A 17094-nucleotide genomic window follows, 5' to 3' on the forward strand; every position below is an offset into this window, starting at 1 on the left:
TAACAACAGCAATCAATAACAGCTTGTCTTTCTACGTAATACTACGCGCATTGTGGAAAAAATTATATTTTGAGAATAAAACTGTTAATATTCATTTCAGAAGGGATATTCAGTTTTTTTCTGATCCTGTATTTTTTACTTTCTACGGCCCGGATGCTGCTGTTTGTGCACTGTGCAATCTTCTTAGTATCAAAATCAATCTTCATCAACGCACAGAAATACAGTTCCGAATGAATAAGATTTGGGTTTATGATCAAAATCTCCGGAATAAAATGGGGGAAAAACACCTGAAATTTATCGTAAAAAAAGGGTGAATTATTTACAGCAAGCTGATAGATCTCTCTGATATTTTCTTCCGTAAGATGGTTGATCAGCATCTGCTGTTTCAGAAGTCCGGTATTGGTTTTCTGCAGATTTTCTATCGTGGAATTCTTAATTCTTGTATCTTCAATAAGTCCGTAAATCAGGTCATCTTTCTGGGTAATAAAAGAAATATCCATTAGAAATGACCCTACGGAGAACAGAATATTAAGGAGTTTTACTGTTTTGAAATCGCCAGCTTCAAAAAACCTGCTTTTAGGAAGAAAATTGAAATCAAAATAGAGGCAGCCAATAAAATTTAGACTGATTACTAAAGCAATAATCAGAATCATGAAAGATTCTTCTCTATAATTGAAAAAGAAAGGAGTAGCAAATAAGAGGGAGAAATAAAAATACTCTACCCCCGCATTTTTGAACGTATAAATATGAAAGAAGCTGACAATAAAAATCAGCAGGACAAAAACGAAAATTACACTTGTCTTTAAAATCTTCCGGTAACGGGCCGTTTTGCTTTTGATGGCCATTAAAAAAAGCCAAAAAAACGTAATAACTGTAAGAAATGTAGAAATCACGGCATCTCCAAAAAAAATCACAATAAATACAGAATAAAATAAGAACAGTAGAAAAAGAAAAACCAGATATTTATTAATGAGATTCAAATAGCTGCGCTCATATTCGTTATCCCTCTTTTCAGGCTCTTCATTGATTGTTCTGAAGAAAAATTTAAAAATCATCGTATTTGTTTTATGTTTTTTAATAATGATCAGGTTGCTTTTTGTACCAATCAAAACAATCTGAAATCATATCAATACTCAATAAAGCATAACAAAAAATTGCAGAACGCTTAATTCTGCTGTTTTTATATGTTTAGTGAAAAGGTGTATTTTCTTAATAAGATAGTAAGCTGAATGGACTTAAAATCCGTATAATTTTTCAGCATATATACATAAAAAATGAATTGCCGATCATTACAATTGACCAACAGGTTAAAAATTGTTACGTTTTGGATAAAATTTATTAAAAATATATTTCACTCAATGCCAGAGAACCTGTTACAGACAAAAATACAGGACTGATTCAATATACACCATCAAATGACTACTCAATAGCACTCGCATGCATATAAAACTACTGCAAAAGGAATTTATAAATGAAGATGCCGGTTTATAAAAAACAAAAAAGGAGAAAACTTAATTTCTCCTTTCTATATTCTGATGATATTTTGTATTAATCTTTCATTTTGGCGATCACATCCAGACCTCCTTTTGCAATATCTCCGATCTTGCAGGTGATTTCTGTGTCTAAAGGCAAAAATACATCCATTCTTGACCCGAATTTGATAAATCCGAACTCATGTCCGGCTTTAGCCTGATCACCCTCATTACAATAGAAAACAATCCTTCTGGCCACATATCCTGCGATCTGTCTGAATACGACCTTATGATTTGTTGCAGTTTCCACCGCTACCGTTGTTCTTTCGTTCTCTGTAGATGATTTTTCATGCCATGCTACCAGATATTTTCCGGGATGGTATTTTTTGTAGATCACCTTTCCGGATACCGGATATCTACAGATGTGCACATTCAATGGCGACATGAAGATGGAAATCTGAATCGCTTTTCCTTTGATAAATTCAGTTTCTTCCACTTCCTTGATCATCACCACCTTTCCGTCTACCGGTGCAATTACATTTTCTCTGTGCTCCAGAATATCACGTTCCGGAACTCTGAAAAACCAAAATACTAAACAGTAAACAACCAATATTGGCATAATGATCAGTAACGACCACATTTTAAGAAAATAAATAGCCAATACGCTTATGATGATAAACAGTATCGTTGCTACGGTAATCGTTCCTTTTGACTCCTTATGTAGTTTCATGAGATTAAATAAATTTTTCTAAAATAAAGTACAAATATACGACAGGAACGCAAATTAAAAAACTATCCAGTCTGTCCAGCACGCCTCCATGCCCCGGAATGATGTTTCCGCTGTCTTTTACCCCGAAATTTCTTTTCAGCTGGCTTTCCACAAGATCCCCCAACGGAGCGAATGCAGCTACCAGGAAACCAACTACCATCCAGTTCCCGCGCAGTTCAGGCTGATAATGCTCAATAAAGTAAGATAAAACCAACGTTAGCACTACTCCGCCAACATAACCCTCCCAGGTCTTCTTTGGAGAGATTTTAGGGGCCATTTTATGTTTTCCGAAGAATTTTCCGGTAAGGTAAGCGAAGGTATCACTGCTCCAGATCAGAATAAACAGGAAAAGAACTTCCAGTGAGAACGTCCCATCAAAACTGGAAAACTTAGGTAATCCCAATGCAAAACTAAAAGGAAGTGCTACATAGATAACAGTAAATATCAGCTTTCCGATGTCGAAATAAAGTTCGTTTGAATATTTGAATAAGGTAACCACCGCAATTGCGACCAGGGAAATAGCCAGTATTTCATTCAGCCTGAAATCGAAAAAGAAGTCGTGATGGAAATATCTTTTGGAAAAAACATAGTAAGTAAAAATCACCAGAGGGAATACGATCCATTTTTCATAGCCCTTCCCGAATTTCATGATCTTTACGCATTCCCAGGTACCTACCAGCAGCAAAAGAGTGATCAGCCCGTGATACAGGTATTCCTGTCTGATAAGGTCCGGATGGATCTTGTTGATCAGCTGGGCGCCCAGCGGTGTTGTGCAAAGAATGATAACGGCAACGTAAACAAGTCCGGAAATGGTTCTTTGAATAAGGTTTTTGTCCAAGATGTAAAATTTATAAGTTGATGCTTAATCTTCAAGCAGCAATAAAAACAGTTTTGTATTCGTATTGGAGGAAGTATCTAAACTTGATTGTCCTCCACTGATGGAAGTAAGGTTTTTGATATTCCCGTTTCTTTTTATTTTTCCCATCGCATCATTCAGGTTGTTTACAATCTGCGAAACATTGGCCATGATAATGATCTTACCCGGCAGTCTTGAAGAATGGTAATGCAGGATGTTGTTATGCGAAAGCATAATTCTCCCGTCGTAGGCGATAAGATATTCACAGGTGATGAAGGCGGCATCGTTAGAATGCTCCATTTCTGAGGTATATGGTATTTTCACCACATTCAAAAAGTTCTGAAGCTCTTTGTCCCAGCAGAATACATTGTTGACTCCTTCTATTTTGACAATCTGATTTAAAGTCTGTAGAGCTTCCGCTTCATCTGCACAATAATTAAAAAATCCCCCCGAATGCGTAAATAATTGCGCAAACTTATAGTCAAGATCCGCATTTTTCAGCGAATCCCCGAGCTTCTCCAGACTCTGTTTTTCCTCTTCCTCAGGCTGGTTGGTAAGTTTGCTTACAATCCTCTTGAATAAATTCAACTTAATCTATTTTTAGTCAACTTTATACAAAAATAGAAAATAATTACAATAGATTCTAAAAATGTGGCTTTAAATATGAAAAAACCTGACAATTCTAAGATTGTCAGGTTTTTTTTGATATGTTTTGGAAGTATTTTAAAGTTGAGTTGGGCTTTCCGGAGCCTGAATTTCACTTTCTTCTTCCTTGTCTTTAATAATGATTTGCTCATCCGGTTCTTTCGCCGTAGCAATCGTGCTTGTAACAGGTCTTTCTGTTAATTCCGGATCCCATGCTCTTTTACCGAATATATCTTCAAGATCTTCACGGAATATCACTTCTTTTTCCAGAAGCTTATTCGCCAAAGCATCAAGTTTATCTTTGTTCTCAGTAAGAATCTGAACTGCTCTCTCGTATTGATTTTCAATAATTGATTTAATCTCAACATCAATCTTATTAGCTGTTTCCTCAGAATATGGTTTTCCGAAATTATATTCAGACTGCCCTGAGCTGTCATAATAAGAAATATTACCGATCGTAGGGCTCAGACCGTAAACCGTAACCATAGCTTGCGCTCTTTTCGTTACTGATTCAAGATCAGATAATGCACCTGTTGAAATATTGTTAAAAATAACCTGCTCTGCTGCTCTACCTCCAAGGGTTGCACACAATTCGTCCAACATCTGTTCAGTAGTCGTCAATTGTCTTTCCTCCGGAAGGTACCATGCTGCCCCTAAAGAACGTCCTCTCGGAACAATCGTTACTTTTAAAAGCGGTGCTGCATGTTCTACCAACCATGAGATTGTCGCATGACCTGCTTCATGATAAGCAACTCTTCTTTTTTCAGAAGGTTTGATGGCCATATTTTTCTTCTCAAGACCACCGATGATTCTGTCTACCGCATCAAGGAAATCCTGCTTAGTAACTGAGGTATGGCTATTTCTTGCTGCGATCAACGCTGCTTCGTTACAAACATTAGCAATATCAGCTCCACTGAATCCAGGGGTTTGTTTTGCTAAGAAGTCTCTGTCAACGGTATCATCTAATTTGATTTTCAACAAGTGAACATCAAAAATTTCTCTTCTTTCATGTAATTCCGGAAGGTCTACATAAATTGAACGGTCAAAACGTCCTGCTCTCATTAAAGCTTTATCCAAGATATCAGCTCTGTTGGTAGCAGCCATTACAATAACGTTAACGTCTGTTCCGAAACCATCCATTTCTGTAAGAAGCTGGTTCAATGTATTTTCTCTTTCGTCGTTTCCACCAGAGAAGTTATTCTTTCCTCTAGCACGTCCGATAGCGTCAATCTCATCAATAAAGATGATAGCCGGAGATTTAGCTTTTGCCTGAGCAAAAAGGTCTCTAACTCTTGATGCACCAACTCCAACGAACATTTCCACGAAGTCTGAACCTGAAAGTGAGAAGAACGGTACTTTGGCTTCCCCTGCAACAGCTTTTGCCAATAAGGTTTTACCGGTTCCCGGAGGGCCTACAAGAAGGACACCTTTAGGAATCTTACCACCCAGTTTTGTATATTTTTCAGAATTTTTCAAGAAGTCTACCACTTCCTGTACTTCTTCTTTAGCTCCTTCAAGACCTGCAACATCTTTAAATGTCACCTGGATTCTTTCTTTTTCGTCGAAAAGCTTCGCTTTAGATTTCCCGATTGAGAAGATTTGTCCGCCAGGGCCTCCGCCACCGCCCATCTTTCTGAAAAGAAGGAAGTAGAAAAGTCCTAAGATCGCGATCCATATCAATGCTGAAACCAAGATGTCCATGAACGGGTTTTTACCTGCTCCGTAATCTTTCGTCGTTTTGATAGTAGCGTTTGTAGCCTTTACCTGATCAAATTTCTGAAGGAAAAGCTGAAGGTCTCCGTATTTCACAGAAAAATCTGCTTTTGGAGCCATTTCGAACGCAGAAAGAGGATTGCTTTGGTTGGCCGTTTTACTGACCATTGCTGTCTTTGCTGCTTTTGTCAGGAAAACATCAGCTTTCTCTGTGTCTTTGTATATGATAACGTTTTGGACCTTTCCTGCCTGCATTTCCCTGAAGAAAGCATCCTCATCAATAGATTTTGCACTGTCGCCTCCTAAAAAATTGGAACCGAAAAATAACAAAAGAGCCACGATTGCAATTGGAAAAAACCAGTTGAATCCTTTATTGTTCATTTATACTTTTTAAAATTTAAAATTAATTTTCTATTTTGGTAATGGCTGCATCGCCCCAAAGTTCTTCAATATCGTAATATTCACGAACTTCTTTCTGGAAAATATGCACTACCACCGTTACGTAATCTACCAAAACCCACATAGAGTTTTCAGTACCTTCTACATGCCAAGGTCTATCTTTTAGATCGTTTCTTACTTTTTTCTCTACACTTCCTGCCAACGCAGAAACCTGTGTATTTGAGTTTCCGCTACAAATTATAAAAGTTTCCGCTACAGAGTTTTCAATCTTCGAAAGATCGAAAATCATAATATCTTCACCCTTTACGTCCTGGATGGCTTCAACAATTTTATCTATTAGTGCCTGCTTTTCTGCTGTTTTATTCATTAAAATATCTATAATCTGCAAATTTATTGTTTTTCTTTTACTTTAGCCTTATTTTTAGCCCTTTAAAGTCTTAAAGTTTTCTTAAATGGATCAATTATTTTATTTAAAAGAGTGCTCTTCTACTAATGACGAAGTTTCCAAGTTTTTACTTTACGAAAATTCAGATTTTATTGGAGTCTCTACATTCAATCAAACTAAAGGCCGCGGACAATACGGAAATACATGGGCGGCGGCGGCCGGAAAAAATGTGGCGTATACACTGGCTGTTAAGGCCCAGAGCATTCTGCTCTCAGATTTTATATTCAATTACTATACCGCAGTGGTCATCCGGGATTTCCTTGCCAATTTGACTGACAATTTGGTGAACATAAAATGGCCGAATGATATCATCCTTAAAAATAAAAAAATCGTCGGGATTTTAATCGAAAAGAAAAAAATAAATCAAAATAATTATTTCATCATCGGTGCCGGTTTCAATGTTTTGCAGGATCAGTTTGATGAAATATTGCATGCTGGATCACTTCTTACACTGACCGGGCAAGTTTACGACCTTGAAGATTTTGTCTTTAAACTTCATGAATATCTGTCAGAAAGAATGAAAAACATTCCGTCTGAACAGGAGATTATTGATCAGTTTAACATGAATTTATACCGCAAAGATGAGATCTCTGTCTTCGAAATCGGACAAGAGAGACAAAATGGCATTATCCATCATGCAGACGAAAAAGGAGAACTGTGGATAGAGCTTGAAAAAGACGGTTTAAAGCCTTTTTATCACAAGGAGATCAAACTCCTCTACTGATTATTGATTCGCTCTTTTCAGGTACAGATATAAAGTAAGCGGAAAGAATACCATATTCGGAAGCCACATGGCTACAGCCGGTGATAAACTTTTGTTCTCAGAAACTACTTTTAAAGCTTCAAAAGAGAAAACAAAAACAAACGCCAGGGAAATCCCTATCGCCAGATTGACTCCAAGACCTCCCCTTTTCTTCTGGGAAGCCAGAGATAAGGCCAGAAACGTCAGAATAATAATAGCCACCGGCATTGCGGTCCTTTGATGGAACTCATTAAGGTAAGAATTCAGGTTACTGTTTCCTCTGTTTTTTTCCCTTTCAATGAATTTGATCAGTTCGGGAGTGGTTTTATTCTGGCCAAGAAGTTCGTTCGGGAAAAGTTCTTCAGGAGAGTGTCCGTAGCTTTTCCTCATTTCAACTCCGTTGCCGAGTTTTTCTGTATTGTTTTTATTGATGGTTTTTTCGAGATAGTTGGTAAGAATAAACTGTTTTTTAGCTTTATCCCAATATACTTCAGATGCTTTCAGCTCGTAGACCATCTTTCTGGCCTTATCATACTTCTGATAAACGAAACCTGAACCTCTGGTTTCTCTTTTGTTCCAGGAGTTGACGAAGATGTATTCCGTTTTACTAAATTGAGATGATGCAGGACCTGTACCCAAAATCTTTTCTTTATTCGCCGCATTATAGGTATAGGCTTCCAGCTCGTTTTTCTTGATATTGGCCCACGGAAGCACCATATGATTGACCACCAGCGATATCGTAGCAATTAAAACAGAGGTATACAAATAAGGCTTTGCAAATCTGTGAAAACTGGCTCCACTACTGATTACGGCAACAATTTCGGTATTATTTGCCATTCTGGATGTGAAATAAATCACGGAAATAAACACCAGGATAGCCAGGAACGTCACGACAAGGTTAATGATCCAGAACGGATAAAAGTGGATCAGGAAGTACACCAGATCCAGCTTGGGATCAAGTGCTTTCGCATTTTCAATCCTTGGAATCTTCTGCTGTACATCAATCACCAGTACCACTATAGACAACAATATCAGCATGAAACTGAATGTTCCAAGATATTTTTTGATGATATACCCGTCTATAATTTTAATCATGATCGTTCTGTTTTAAAGTCTCTGTCTAAGAACCGGCACTACAGATTTTTTCCACTCATAGAAATCACCTGCCAAAATATGTTCTCTCGCTACTTTCACAAGATCTAAGTAAAAGGCAAGGTTATGTATTGATGCAATCTGCTTTGCAAGATATTCTTTTGATACAAATAAATGACGCAGATAGGCTTTTGAATATTCTCTGTCTACATAGCTGGTTCCAAATTCATCCAAAGGCGAAAAGTCCTGCTTCCATTTTTCATTTTTCATATTCATTACCCCTTGCCATGTGAAAAGCATTGCATTTCTGGCATTTCTTGTAGGCATTACACAGTCCATCATATCAATTCCCAGACCAATGGATTCCAGGATATTCCATGGAGTTCCTACTCCCATCAGGTATCTTGGCTTGTCTTTTGGAAGAATATCGGTAACCTCGTCGGTAATTCTGTACAGCTCTTCTTCAGGCTCACCAACGGAAAGTCCGCCGATTGCGTTTCCTTCAGCACCTGCTTCAGAAATTACTTCCGCTGAAATTTTTCTTAAATCCGAGTAGGTAGAACCTTGAACAATGGGGAAAAATCTTTGTTTGTGACCGTATAATTCAGGATTTGCTTCATTCCAATCGATGCATCTTTTTAACCATCGGTGGGTCATTTCCATAGAAGCTTTTACCTCATTGTATCCACTAGGATAAGCAACGCATTCGTCAAAAGCCATGAAAATATCCGCTCCGATCTGTCTCTGGATTTCCATAGATTTTTCAGGCGTAAACATGTGATAACTTCCATCGATATGGGATTTGAATTTCACTCCTTCCTCAGACATTTTTCTGCTTTTGGAAAGTGAAAACACCTGAAAACCTCCTGAATCGGTAAGGATAGGAAGATCCCAGTTCATGAATTTATGCAGTCCTCCTGCCTGCTCCATAGTGTCCATTGCAGGACGAAGATACAGGTGGTAAGTATTTCCCAAAATAATCTGGGCTTTAATGTCTTCTTTTAATTCTCTCTGATGAACTGTTTTTACACTTGCCACAGTTCCTACAGGCATAAAGATGGGCGTCTGGATCTTCCCGTGATCTGTGGTGATCTCTCCCGCTCTTGCTTTTCCTTCAGAGGTTTTTTCTATATTAAAAAATTTCATTCGTCTATTCTTTTAATTCACCGCTAATAACGGTTCTGCTTTTAAAGACAGAACGCGTTTCCGCATCATATTTATTTGTTTAAAACGGGTGCAGGTACAGTACCTTTCAATTTGTCCTGGACATATTTTTCCGCTTTAGGATCTTTTTTTAATACTATTTTTTGTGCGTCTGCCGCAATATCTTTCATTTTGTCTTTGATGACATAATATTTAAAGCTTTCTACAAAATCTTCAGATTTTACTTTATGGGATTTAAGCACAAATCTTGTTCCCGCTTCCAGGTTTTTATTCTGATAGGTCATGATTGCCTGATCCGTAAGGGCAAGATCAGCCAGGATCTCAGCCATGGCATCCGGCTCGATCAGATTTTTGGGTTTGTCGATATAGTCGCCGCATGAGAACATGCACAGCATAACTAAAATGAAGACCACCTTTTTCATAATCTGTTGATTATTGATTTCCACTTTAAATTTAAAACTCCAAATACAGCTTCATGAATGATGCCACCGTTCATTTTACTTTCTCCTAAAATTCTGTTCGTAAATATAATAGGAACTTCTACAATTTTAAAACCTTTTTTAAAAGCACGGAATTTCATTTCAATCTGAAAGCCGTATCCTTTAAGTTTTACATTATTTAATCCAATTTCTTCAAGAACTTTTCTTGAGAAACAGACAAATCCTGCGGTCGTATCATGAATAGGAAGTCCTAAAATAAATCTAACATATTTGGAAGCAAAATAAGAAAGCAGCACACGACCCATTGGCCAGTTCACTACATTCACTCCTTTTGAATAGCGCGAACCTATCGCCATATCTGCATTCAGACAGGCTTCAAAAAGTTTCGGCAAATCACTTGGATTGTGTGAAAAATCGGCATCCATTTCAAAAATATAGTCATACTTATTTTCTATAGCCCATGTAAATCCATGAATATATGCCTTTCCCAAACCGTCTTTTGTATGCCTTACAGACATATGAAGATGATGGGGAAATCTTTTCTGAAGGCCTCTTACTATTTCTGCTGTTCCGTCCGGGGAAGAGTCATCCACCACCAGAATATGAAAGTCATCTTCCAATGCAAAAACCGCGGAAATAATATTTTCAATATTTTCCTTTTCGTTATAGGTAGGGATGATGACGAGTTTTTTCATTTCAGTTTGCAAAGATAGTTTATTTAACCTTTTTATTTTATACAAAATAATCTATAATTTTGCAAAAAATATTCCTTTGCCGTTATCACAAAACTTTATCAACCACGTAAGAATACCTGAGAACAATGACTGGGTAATCTTTATCCTGATAGGATGCATATTCCTGTATGTTTTTATGATGAATATCATAGAAAGAGATGCAAGCCTGAAAGACTTTCTGCTTCAGAAGTATTTTGATGCCAGCAACAACCTTCCGAGCTGGATTATCACGTCCTGTGTAACGGCTCTGACCCTGTCTGTTCTGCTTTCTCAATATATCCCTATCGTTCCGAAATACATCGCCGATCTTCAGCTTATGGGATATCAGCTTAATAAATTCGGATATACATTATTGGCAGTCATATTTTTTTATGCATCAAAATCTGCATTGGGCTTTTTATTTTTCCAAAGTATAGGTGACGGCAGAAAATGGACTGTTTTTTACTTTACCTCCACTAAATTTTACTTCATTCTGTCATTTTTGTTAATAATTCTTTGTGTAACCCACTATTATTTCCCCGTAGACAGAAATAAAATATTTTTATACTATTTCGGATTCTTCGCATTTGTCGCGGTTTTCAAGATTTTCTTCTATTTGTTTCACAAAAACAACATACTTCCCGAAAAATGGTATTATAAATTTTTGTATATTTGCACCCTCCAAATCGCACCTTTATTGTTGCTATGGAAGTTGTTATTTTTTTAATAAAAGTCAATGATGAGAATAAAGTCTATATTGGTTTCTCAACCAGCGCCTAGTGAGTCTTCTCCATATCTGGATATAGCAAAGAAGGAAAAAATAAAGATTGATTTCCGTCCTTTCATCCACGTCGAAGGAGTTGACAACAAAGAACTCAGAACTCAGAAGATAGATCTGACGCAGTTTACTGGGATTATTTTCACCAGCAAAAATGCAATAGATCATTACTTCAGACTTGCTGAAGAGCTGCGTTTCGCGGTTCCGGATACGATGAGATACATCTGCCAGTCTGAGGCGATTGCCAACTATCTTCAGAAACATATTGTTTATAGAAAGAGAAAGATCAGCTTTGGGGAGAAAAACTTCTCAGATCTTCTGCCTCTGTTCAAGAAATTCCCTGCAGAAAAATACCTTCTGCCTTCTTCAGATGTGCTGAGCCCGGATATCGTGAAAACGATGGAAACAGCCAATGTTGACTGGACGAGAGCCATCATGTACAGAACCGTATGCAGCGATCTTACCGATATCAATGCTAAGGATTATGACATGCTGATCTTTTTCAGCCCTCAGGGAATCAAATCTCTTCAACAGAATTTCCCGGACTTCAAACAGGAGGAAACCAAGATCGGTGTTTTCGGAAACACTACTTTAGCAGCTGCGGAAGAAGCGGGCTTAAAGGTAGATCTGATGGCTCCCACAAAGGAAACTCCATCTATGACCATGGCACTTGAAAAGTATATTAAAGCACTTCACAAATAGTCTTTAATACATAAGATAAAAACAGCCGTCTTTTCAATACAGGAAAGATGGCTTTTTTTTACCTAAATTTGAACAAGAATTAATATTGAATGAAACGTTGCTTTAAATCATTCTCAAAAAAAGAGAAAATGAGTAAGTACGTTCCATCCGGCCCAATAAAAACTTAAAATATTCGGATGAAAGCTCCACAGGCAAAAAAAATAGAAAAAATACTAGAAATACACGGCGACAGAAGAACTGATCATTACTTCTGGCTTAACGAAAGGGAAAACCCCGAAGTCATCAAATACCTTGAGGAAGAAAATGCTTACGAAGAGGTGATGATGAAAGATACTGAAGCTTTTCAGGAAGACCTTTTCGAAGAGATGAAAGCCCGCTACAAAAAAGACGATGAGTCTCTCCCTTATTTCTTTAACGGATACTGGTACATTGTACGCTATGAGGAAGGAAAAGAATATCCCATCTTCTGCAGAAAGCACAAAAGTCTTGACAATGCTGAAGAAATAATAGTTGACGTGAATGTTTTGGCAGAAGGCGAAACTTACTTTGAAGTAGGAAGCGTAGCTGTCTCTCCAAACAATGAGCTTGTTTCTTTTTCATCGGATAATGTCAGCAGAAGAATTTACACGATCAATTTCAAAAACCTTGTAACAGGAGAAGTTTTCGCGGATCAGATTCTGAACACTACAGGAAAAGCTGTTTGGGCGAATGACAATGAACATGTCTTTTACATCAGAAAAGATGAAAGTCTACGTGCGTTTCAGGTATACAGACATAAGCTGGGAACGGATGATTCAGAGGACATCCTGATCTTCCACGAAGAGGATGATACTTTTGATGTGAATGTTTTCAAGACAAAATCGATGGAATATATTTTCATTGCAAGTTCCAGTACGATTTCTGATGAACACAGATTCATTCCTTCCAACAATGTTTTTGCAGATTGGAAAATTATTCAGCCAAGAATAGATGATCTGGAATATTCTGTTGAACATTATGAAGATGAATTTTATATCATCACCAACGCAGACGATGCCACCAATTTCAAGATTGTAAAAACCAAAATCGATAATTGCGGAATGGAAAACTGGACAGACGTTATTCCACACCGCGCTGAAGTTCTGCTGGAAGGTTTTGAAATATTCAGAGATTATCTGGTTCTGGAAGAAAGAGAAGAAGGACTTCTTCAAATCAAGATCATTGACGAAAAAACTCAGGAATCTTACTATCTCCCTTTTTCTGATCCAACATATACCACTTATATCGGAATCAATATGGAATTTGATACCGAAGTTCTCCGATATGGCTACACCTCGCTGACGCAGCCAAGCTCAACCTATGAGTATAATATGAAGGAGAAAACGACTCAGCTTCTGAAACAACAGGAAGTACTGGGTGGAAAATTCCTTCCGGAAAATTATGTATCGGAAAGAATTTGGGCAGAATCAAGAGATGGAGAAACAAGAATCCCTATCTCATTGGTTTATCACAAAGACACGAAAAAAACCGCAGACACCCCATTACTGTTATATGGTTATGGAAGTTACGGACATACGGTGGATGCCAGTTTCTCGAATGTAAGGCTTTCTATTTTGGACAGAGGATTCATTTATGCCATCGCTCACATCCGTGGTGGAGAATATCTGGGAAGAGAATGGTATGAAGATGGAAAAATGCTCTACAAAAAAAATACGTTCTTCGATTTCATCGATGCAGGAAAGCATTTGATTAAGGAAAACTACACATCATCCAACCATATGTATGCAATGGGTGGAAGCGCCGGCGGACTTTTGGTAGGAGCTGTGGTTAATTATGAACCTAAGCTTTTTAACGGAATTGTAGCACAGGTTCCATTTGTAGACGTAGTGACGACGATGCTGGATGAAACCATTCCATTGACAACCGGAGAATACGACGAATGGGGAAATCCAAATGACAAGGAATATTATGAGTATATGAAAGACTATTCGCCTTACGACAATGTAGAAGCGAAAGATTATCCTCATATGCTTATTACCACAGGCCTTCACGATTCTCAGGTACAATATTGGGAACCGGCAAAATGGACGGCAAAAATGAGAGAGTTGAAAACAGATGACAACCTTTTATTATTCAAAACAGATATGAGCTCAGGCCATGGCGGAGCAAGCGGAAGGTTTGAATCATTAAAGGAAGACGCGCTGGAATATGCGTTTCTGTTGAAAATAAATGATAATTTATAAATTATGGTTAACGAAGGAGATTATTGGAAAAAAATAGAACAGTTCTTTATAGATACTTTCGACACTGAAAAAAATCCTCCGATTGAAACCCTTTTGTTTCTGATCGGACTACAGGAACTTGGAAGCGGCCAACAAAAATACACAAAAGAAGACAAAGTAAATTTGATCCACATCGCGGTATGCAGACTGCTGGAACCGTTCGGGTACTACAAATTTACACACTATGAAGACGGATGGCCACAATATGACAAACTGGAAGAACTTCCGGAATTAAGACCCAACGAACAGTCTCTCCTAATGAAAAAAGCGATTATACAGTATTTTCAGGAGGAAGAATTGATTTGATGTGACGATTTGTTGATGAGATGATTAGGATGATGTACATTGGAACAACTCTAAGATTCATAGTAACAATAATATTAAAATCATATAAAAATTCAATAGGGACGGGCTTTAGCCCGTCTTTTCTTTTACAAAAAATCCAAAGGCTTTAGCCAAAACATAAAAAAGATAACATCTCCGGCTTTGTCAAATTTTCAAATTTCCCAATCATCAAATCAAAACATCATCGTATCATCTTATCAACAAATTATCACATCAGCTAATCAACACATCCCTAAGCTGTGTCAGCCCCGTTTTAAATCCCTCTTCAAAACCCATTTCCAGAAGCTGTTTCATCGTTTCCTGAGATGGAAAATGAATATTGACGGTTACTTTTACTCCTTCTTCTATCCCTGTAAATCCGAACAGCCATTTCGATTGTCCAAAATTTTCATTGATGTTTCCTTTCTCATCAGCGAAAGAATCCAGCCCGTCAAAACTTCGGTGTTCCATGATTTCGCCGTATTGAACCTGTGCGTATGATTTCTCACCGTTCGGGCCAACCATTGCGTAATGCCAGATTCCACTTTCTTTAAAGTCCTGGTTTACGGTTTCACATTTCCAGGGTTTTGGGCCCCACCACTGATCCAGTAATTCAGATTGGGTAAAATAATCCCACACTTTTGAAACATCAGAATCATAAACTGTCATGACATAAACTGTGTTCGAGTCAAAATCTTTGTTAAAAACGATATTAGATTCCATAAGTAATTATTTTTACCAAAGCTAGTTAATTTCTCAGTTTGGAGGACTTTCCATAGGACAAGTAATTTAAAATTCATAAATAATTGTTAAAAAACTCCCTTTTAAGAGAAATTAAACAATTTTTTGGCTCGTTTTTTGTTTATGAAGTCTTAAAATAATTAATTTTAACATTCATTTTTCTCAATATATATACAATTAAATAATGAATAATAAATTCATCCCAATAATTTCGGTGTTTATGACAATCTCACTGATTGTCTTTGTTACGCTCCAATTTTATTGGCTGAAAGGTTATTACGGTGCTCTGGAGCAGGAATTCTCAAATAAAGTCTACTCTGTTTTAGAAAATACTTCAAAAAATATTGAGGAAATTGAAGCTGATAAATACCTGAATCAAGGCTATAGTAATTTAAGAAACAATATCACTGCCGGTAAAGACCAACCTTCTTTAACCACCATTCAACAGGTAGAAGATTCCGGAACCCAGCGCCAAATCATCTATTCCAAAAATATTATATCAAAGACACAGCTTCCGATTTCTCAAAAAGGGGACACTCTGAAGCTGACTACTTTATATACGGACAACGCCGCCTACAAGGTAAAAAAGGATACCACCAACCGGGAACTTTTGACTTCAGAGCTTAACACCGATATTGAAAACGGAGATTATGCAGTGAAGGAATTCGTAAAAGTGGTAGGGACCAATCTTCCGATCGCTAAAAGAGTGGATCCAAAAATTCTTGATTCAGTCATCGCAAAAGAGCTGAAAATAAAAGGCATCACTGCCAAGTTCGGGTATGGAGTTATAGACCAGAACAACAAGCTCACCAGTGTTGCCAATAAAGCATACAAAGAGAAAAAAGACAACAGTACCTATACCTACCCTCTTTTTACAGATATAAAAAACCGGACTTTGTACAGTCTGGCTTTGGTATTTCCTAAAAAAGAATACTCGCTAGCCATGAACAACTGGCCGATGCTTCTGGGAACCTTTCTTTCTCTACTGACGATTCTTGGAATTTATATTATTTCCATTAATTATATGATGAGGCAGAAGAAACTGGCAGAAGTAAAGACAGACTTCATCAATAATATGTCTCACGAGTTTAAAACGCCGCTCGCAACCATTTCTGTAGCTACAGATTCTTTGGCCAATGACAAGATCGCGACCAATCCTGAGAAGGTAAAATACTACTCGGAACTGATCAAGCAGGAAAACTTAAGGATGAAGAAGCAGGTGGAAAATGTCCTGAATATGTCTAAACTGGAAAGAAATGAAGTAGAGCTGTTCTTAAGGGAAACCAATGTACGTGAGCTGATCAAGAGAACCACAGAATCTTTCAATCTTATTGTAAAGCAGAGAAACGGATCGCTGACCCAGGAATTCAATGCGTCCAATTACACTTTTAAAATAGACGAATTCCACATCTCCAATATGCTGGTGAACCTGTTGGACAATGCCAATAAATATTCTCCCGAAGCTCCTGAGATCCATGTGAAAACAAGAAATGAAGGAAACTGGTACATCATAGAGATTTCAGATAAAGGAATGGGAATGGAAACGGAGAACAAAACCAAAATCTTTGAAAAGTTCTTCAGAGAAGAAACCGGAAATATCCACAATGTAAAAGGACAGGGACTGGGACTTTCTTATGTAAAGAAAATTGCAGAATTGCACAAAGGGCAAATCATCGTAGATTCCAATAAAGGTAATGGAAGTACGTTTACGATAAAATTGCCAATAACCTAAGTCATGAATGATGAGCGATGAATGATAAGACAGATCAATAATCATTCATCAATTATAAAATATCGAACCAAATAACAAAATATAGAAGATAGAGTGAGAACGTTCA

The 17094-nt window shown here is 37.5% G+C and carries 17 protein-coding genes; 6 read left to right on the forward strand and 11 right to left on the reverse strand.

Features of this window, described 5'->3' with window-relative positions:
* Nucleotides 1-62: 62 nt before the first annotated feature.
* The 6 genes from N0B48_RS15105 to rsfS form a co-directional block, all read right to left on the reverse strand.
* Nucleotides 63-1055, reverse strand: coding sequence for a helix-turn-helix transcriptional regulator (locus tag N0B48_RS15105; RefSeq protein WP_259839590.1), 993 nt, complete (start codon nt 1053-1055; stop codon nt 63-65).
* 493 nt (nt 1056-1548) lie between these two features.
* Nucleotides 1549-2202 carry a phosphatidylserine decarboxylase family protein gene (locus tag N0B48_RS15110; RefSeq protein ID WP_259839591.1) on the reverse strand — a complete coding sequence of 218 codons (654 nt, stop codon included), beginning with the start codon at nt 2200-2202 and terminating at the stop codon, nt 1549-1551.
* Nucleotides 2203-2206: 4 nt separating this feature from the next.
* Nucleotides 2207-3079 carry a phosphatidate cytidylyltransferase gene (locus tag N0B48_RS15115; protein WP_259839592.1) on the reverse strand — a complete coding sequence of 291 codons (873 nt, stop codon included), beginning with the start codon at nt 3077-3079 and terminating at the stop codon, nt 2207-2209.
* 24 nt (nt 3080-3103) lie between these two features.
* Complete coding sequence (locus tag N0B48_RS15120) at nt 3104-3685, reverse strand: LUD domain-containing protein (RefSeq protein WP_034724042.1); 582 nt, start codon at nt 3683-3685, stop codon at nt 3104-3106.
* A gap of 135 nt (nt 3686-3820) precedes the next feature.
* Complete coding sequence (gene ftsH, locus N0B48_RS15125) at nt 3821-5836, reverse strand: ATP-dependent zinc metalloprotease FtsH (RefSeq protein WP_259839593.1); 2016 nt, start codon at nt 5834-5836, stop codon at nt 3821-3823.
* 22 nt (nt 5837-5858) lie between these two features.
* The gene (gene rsfS, locus N0B48_RS15130; protein WP_034700760.1) at nt 5859-6221 is read right to left on the reverse strand and encodes a ribosome silencing factor; all 363 of its coding nucleotides are present in this window, start codon (nt 6219-6221) and stop codon (nt 5859-5861) included.
* 85 nt (nt 6222-6306) lie between these two features.
* Between rsfS and N0B48_RS15135 the strand changes: the two genes are divergently transcribed.
* Nucleotides 6307-7023, forward strand: a complete 717-nt coding sequence (locus N0B48_RS15135; RefSeq protein ID WP_259839594.1) for a biotin--[acetyl-CoA-carboxylase] ligase — start codon at nt 6307-6309, stop codon at nt 7021-7023.
* Here the strand turns inward: N0B48_RS15135 and N0B48_RS15140 are convergent, their stop codons facing one another.
* The 4 genes from N0B48_RS15140 to N0B48_RS15155 all read right to left on the reverse strand — a co-directional run bounded on the left by N0B48_RS15140 (nt 7024) and on the right by N0B48_RS15155 (nt 10432).
* On the reverse strand, nt 7024-8133 hold the full coding sequence (locus N0B48_RS15140) for an LptF/LptG family permease (RefSeq protein ID WP_259839645.1): 1110 nt from the start codon (nt 8131-8133) through the stop codon (nt 7024-7026).
* A gap of 15 nt (nt 8134-8148) precedes the next feature.
* Complete coding sequence (tgt, locus tag N0B48_RS15145) at nt 8149-9279, reverse strand: tRNA guanosine(34) transglycosylase Tgt (protein ID WP_259839595.1); 1131 nt, start codon at nt 9277-9279, stop codon at nt 8149-8151.
* 71 nt (nt 9280-9350) lie between these two features.
* Nucleotides 9351-9719 carry a DUF4296 domain-containing protein gene (locus tag N0B48_RS15150; RefSeq protein WP_259839596.1) on the reverse strand — a complete coding sequence of 123 codons (369 nt, stop codon included), beginning with the start codon at nt 9717-9719 and terminating at the stop codon, nt 9351-9353.
* Nucleotides 9716-10432 (reverse strand): polyprenol monophosphomannose synthase, encoded by a 717-nt coding sequence (locus tag N0B48_RS15155; RefSeq protein WP_034724050.1) that lies wholly within the window; start codon nt 10430-10432, stop codon nt 9716-9718. Before N0B48_RS15155 ends, N0B48_RS15150 begins: the two co-directional genes overlap by 4 nt.
* A gap of 76 nt (nt 10433-10508) precedes the next feature.
* On the opposite strand from N0B48_RS15155, the gene N0B48_RS15160 reads away from it, so the two are divergent.
* From N0B48_RS15160 to N0B48_RS15175, 4 genes are all read left to right on the forward strand, one after another.
* A complete protein-coding gene (locus N0B48_RS15160) occupies nt 10509-11177 on the forward strand; it encodes a DUF4271 domain-containing protein (RefSeq protein WP_259839597.1) in 669 nt (222 codons plus the stop codon).
* 12 nt (nt 11178-11189) lie between these two features.
* The gene (locus N0B48_RS15165) at nt 11190-11930 is read left to right on the forward strand and encodes a uroporphyrinogen-III synthase (RefSeq protein WP_259839646.1); all 741 of its coding nucleotides are present in this window, start codon (nt 11190-11192) and stop codon (nt 11928-11930) included.
* 176 nt (nt 11931-12106) lie between these two features.
* On the forward strand, nt 12107-14152 hold the full coding sequence (locus tag N0B48_RS15170; RefSeq protein WP_259839598.1) for a S9 family peptidase: 2046 nt from the start codon (nt 12107-12109) through the stop codon (nt 14150-14152).
* A 3-nt stretch (nt 14153-14155) separates the two neighbouring features.
* On the forward strand, nt 14156-14497 hold the full coding sequence (locus tag N0B48_RS15175) for a hypothetical protein (RefSeq protein WP_259839599.1): 342 nt from the start codon (nt 14156-14158) through the stop codon (nt 14495-14497).
* Between the two features lie 252 nt (nt 14498-14749).
* Here the strand turns inward: N0B48_RS15175 and N0B48_RS15180 are convergent, their stop codons facing one another.
* Nucleotides 14750-15238, reverse strand: a complete 489-nt coding sequence (locus N0B48_RS15180; RefSeq protein WP_259839600.1) for an SRPBCC family protein — start codon at nt 15236-15238, stop codon at nt 14750-14752.
* Between the two features lie 202 nt (nt 15239-15440).
* On the opposite strand from N0B48_RS15180, the gene N0B48_RS15185 reads away from it, so the two are divergent.
* Nucleotides 15441-16988 carry a sensor histidine kinase gene (locus N0B48_RS15185; protein WP_259839601.1) on the forward strand — a complete coding sequence of 516 codons (1548 nt, stop codon included), beginning with the start codon at nt 15441-15443 and terminating at the stop codon, nt 16986-16988.
* Nucleotides 16989-17094: the final 106 nt, after the last annotated feature.

This window comes from Chryseobacterium herbae (genome assembly GCF_025154075.1).
In the GTDB taxonomy this organism is placed as follows: domain Bacteria; phylum Bacteroidota; class Bacteroidia; order Flavobacteriales; family Weeksellaceae; genus Chryseobacterium; species Chryseobacterium herbae.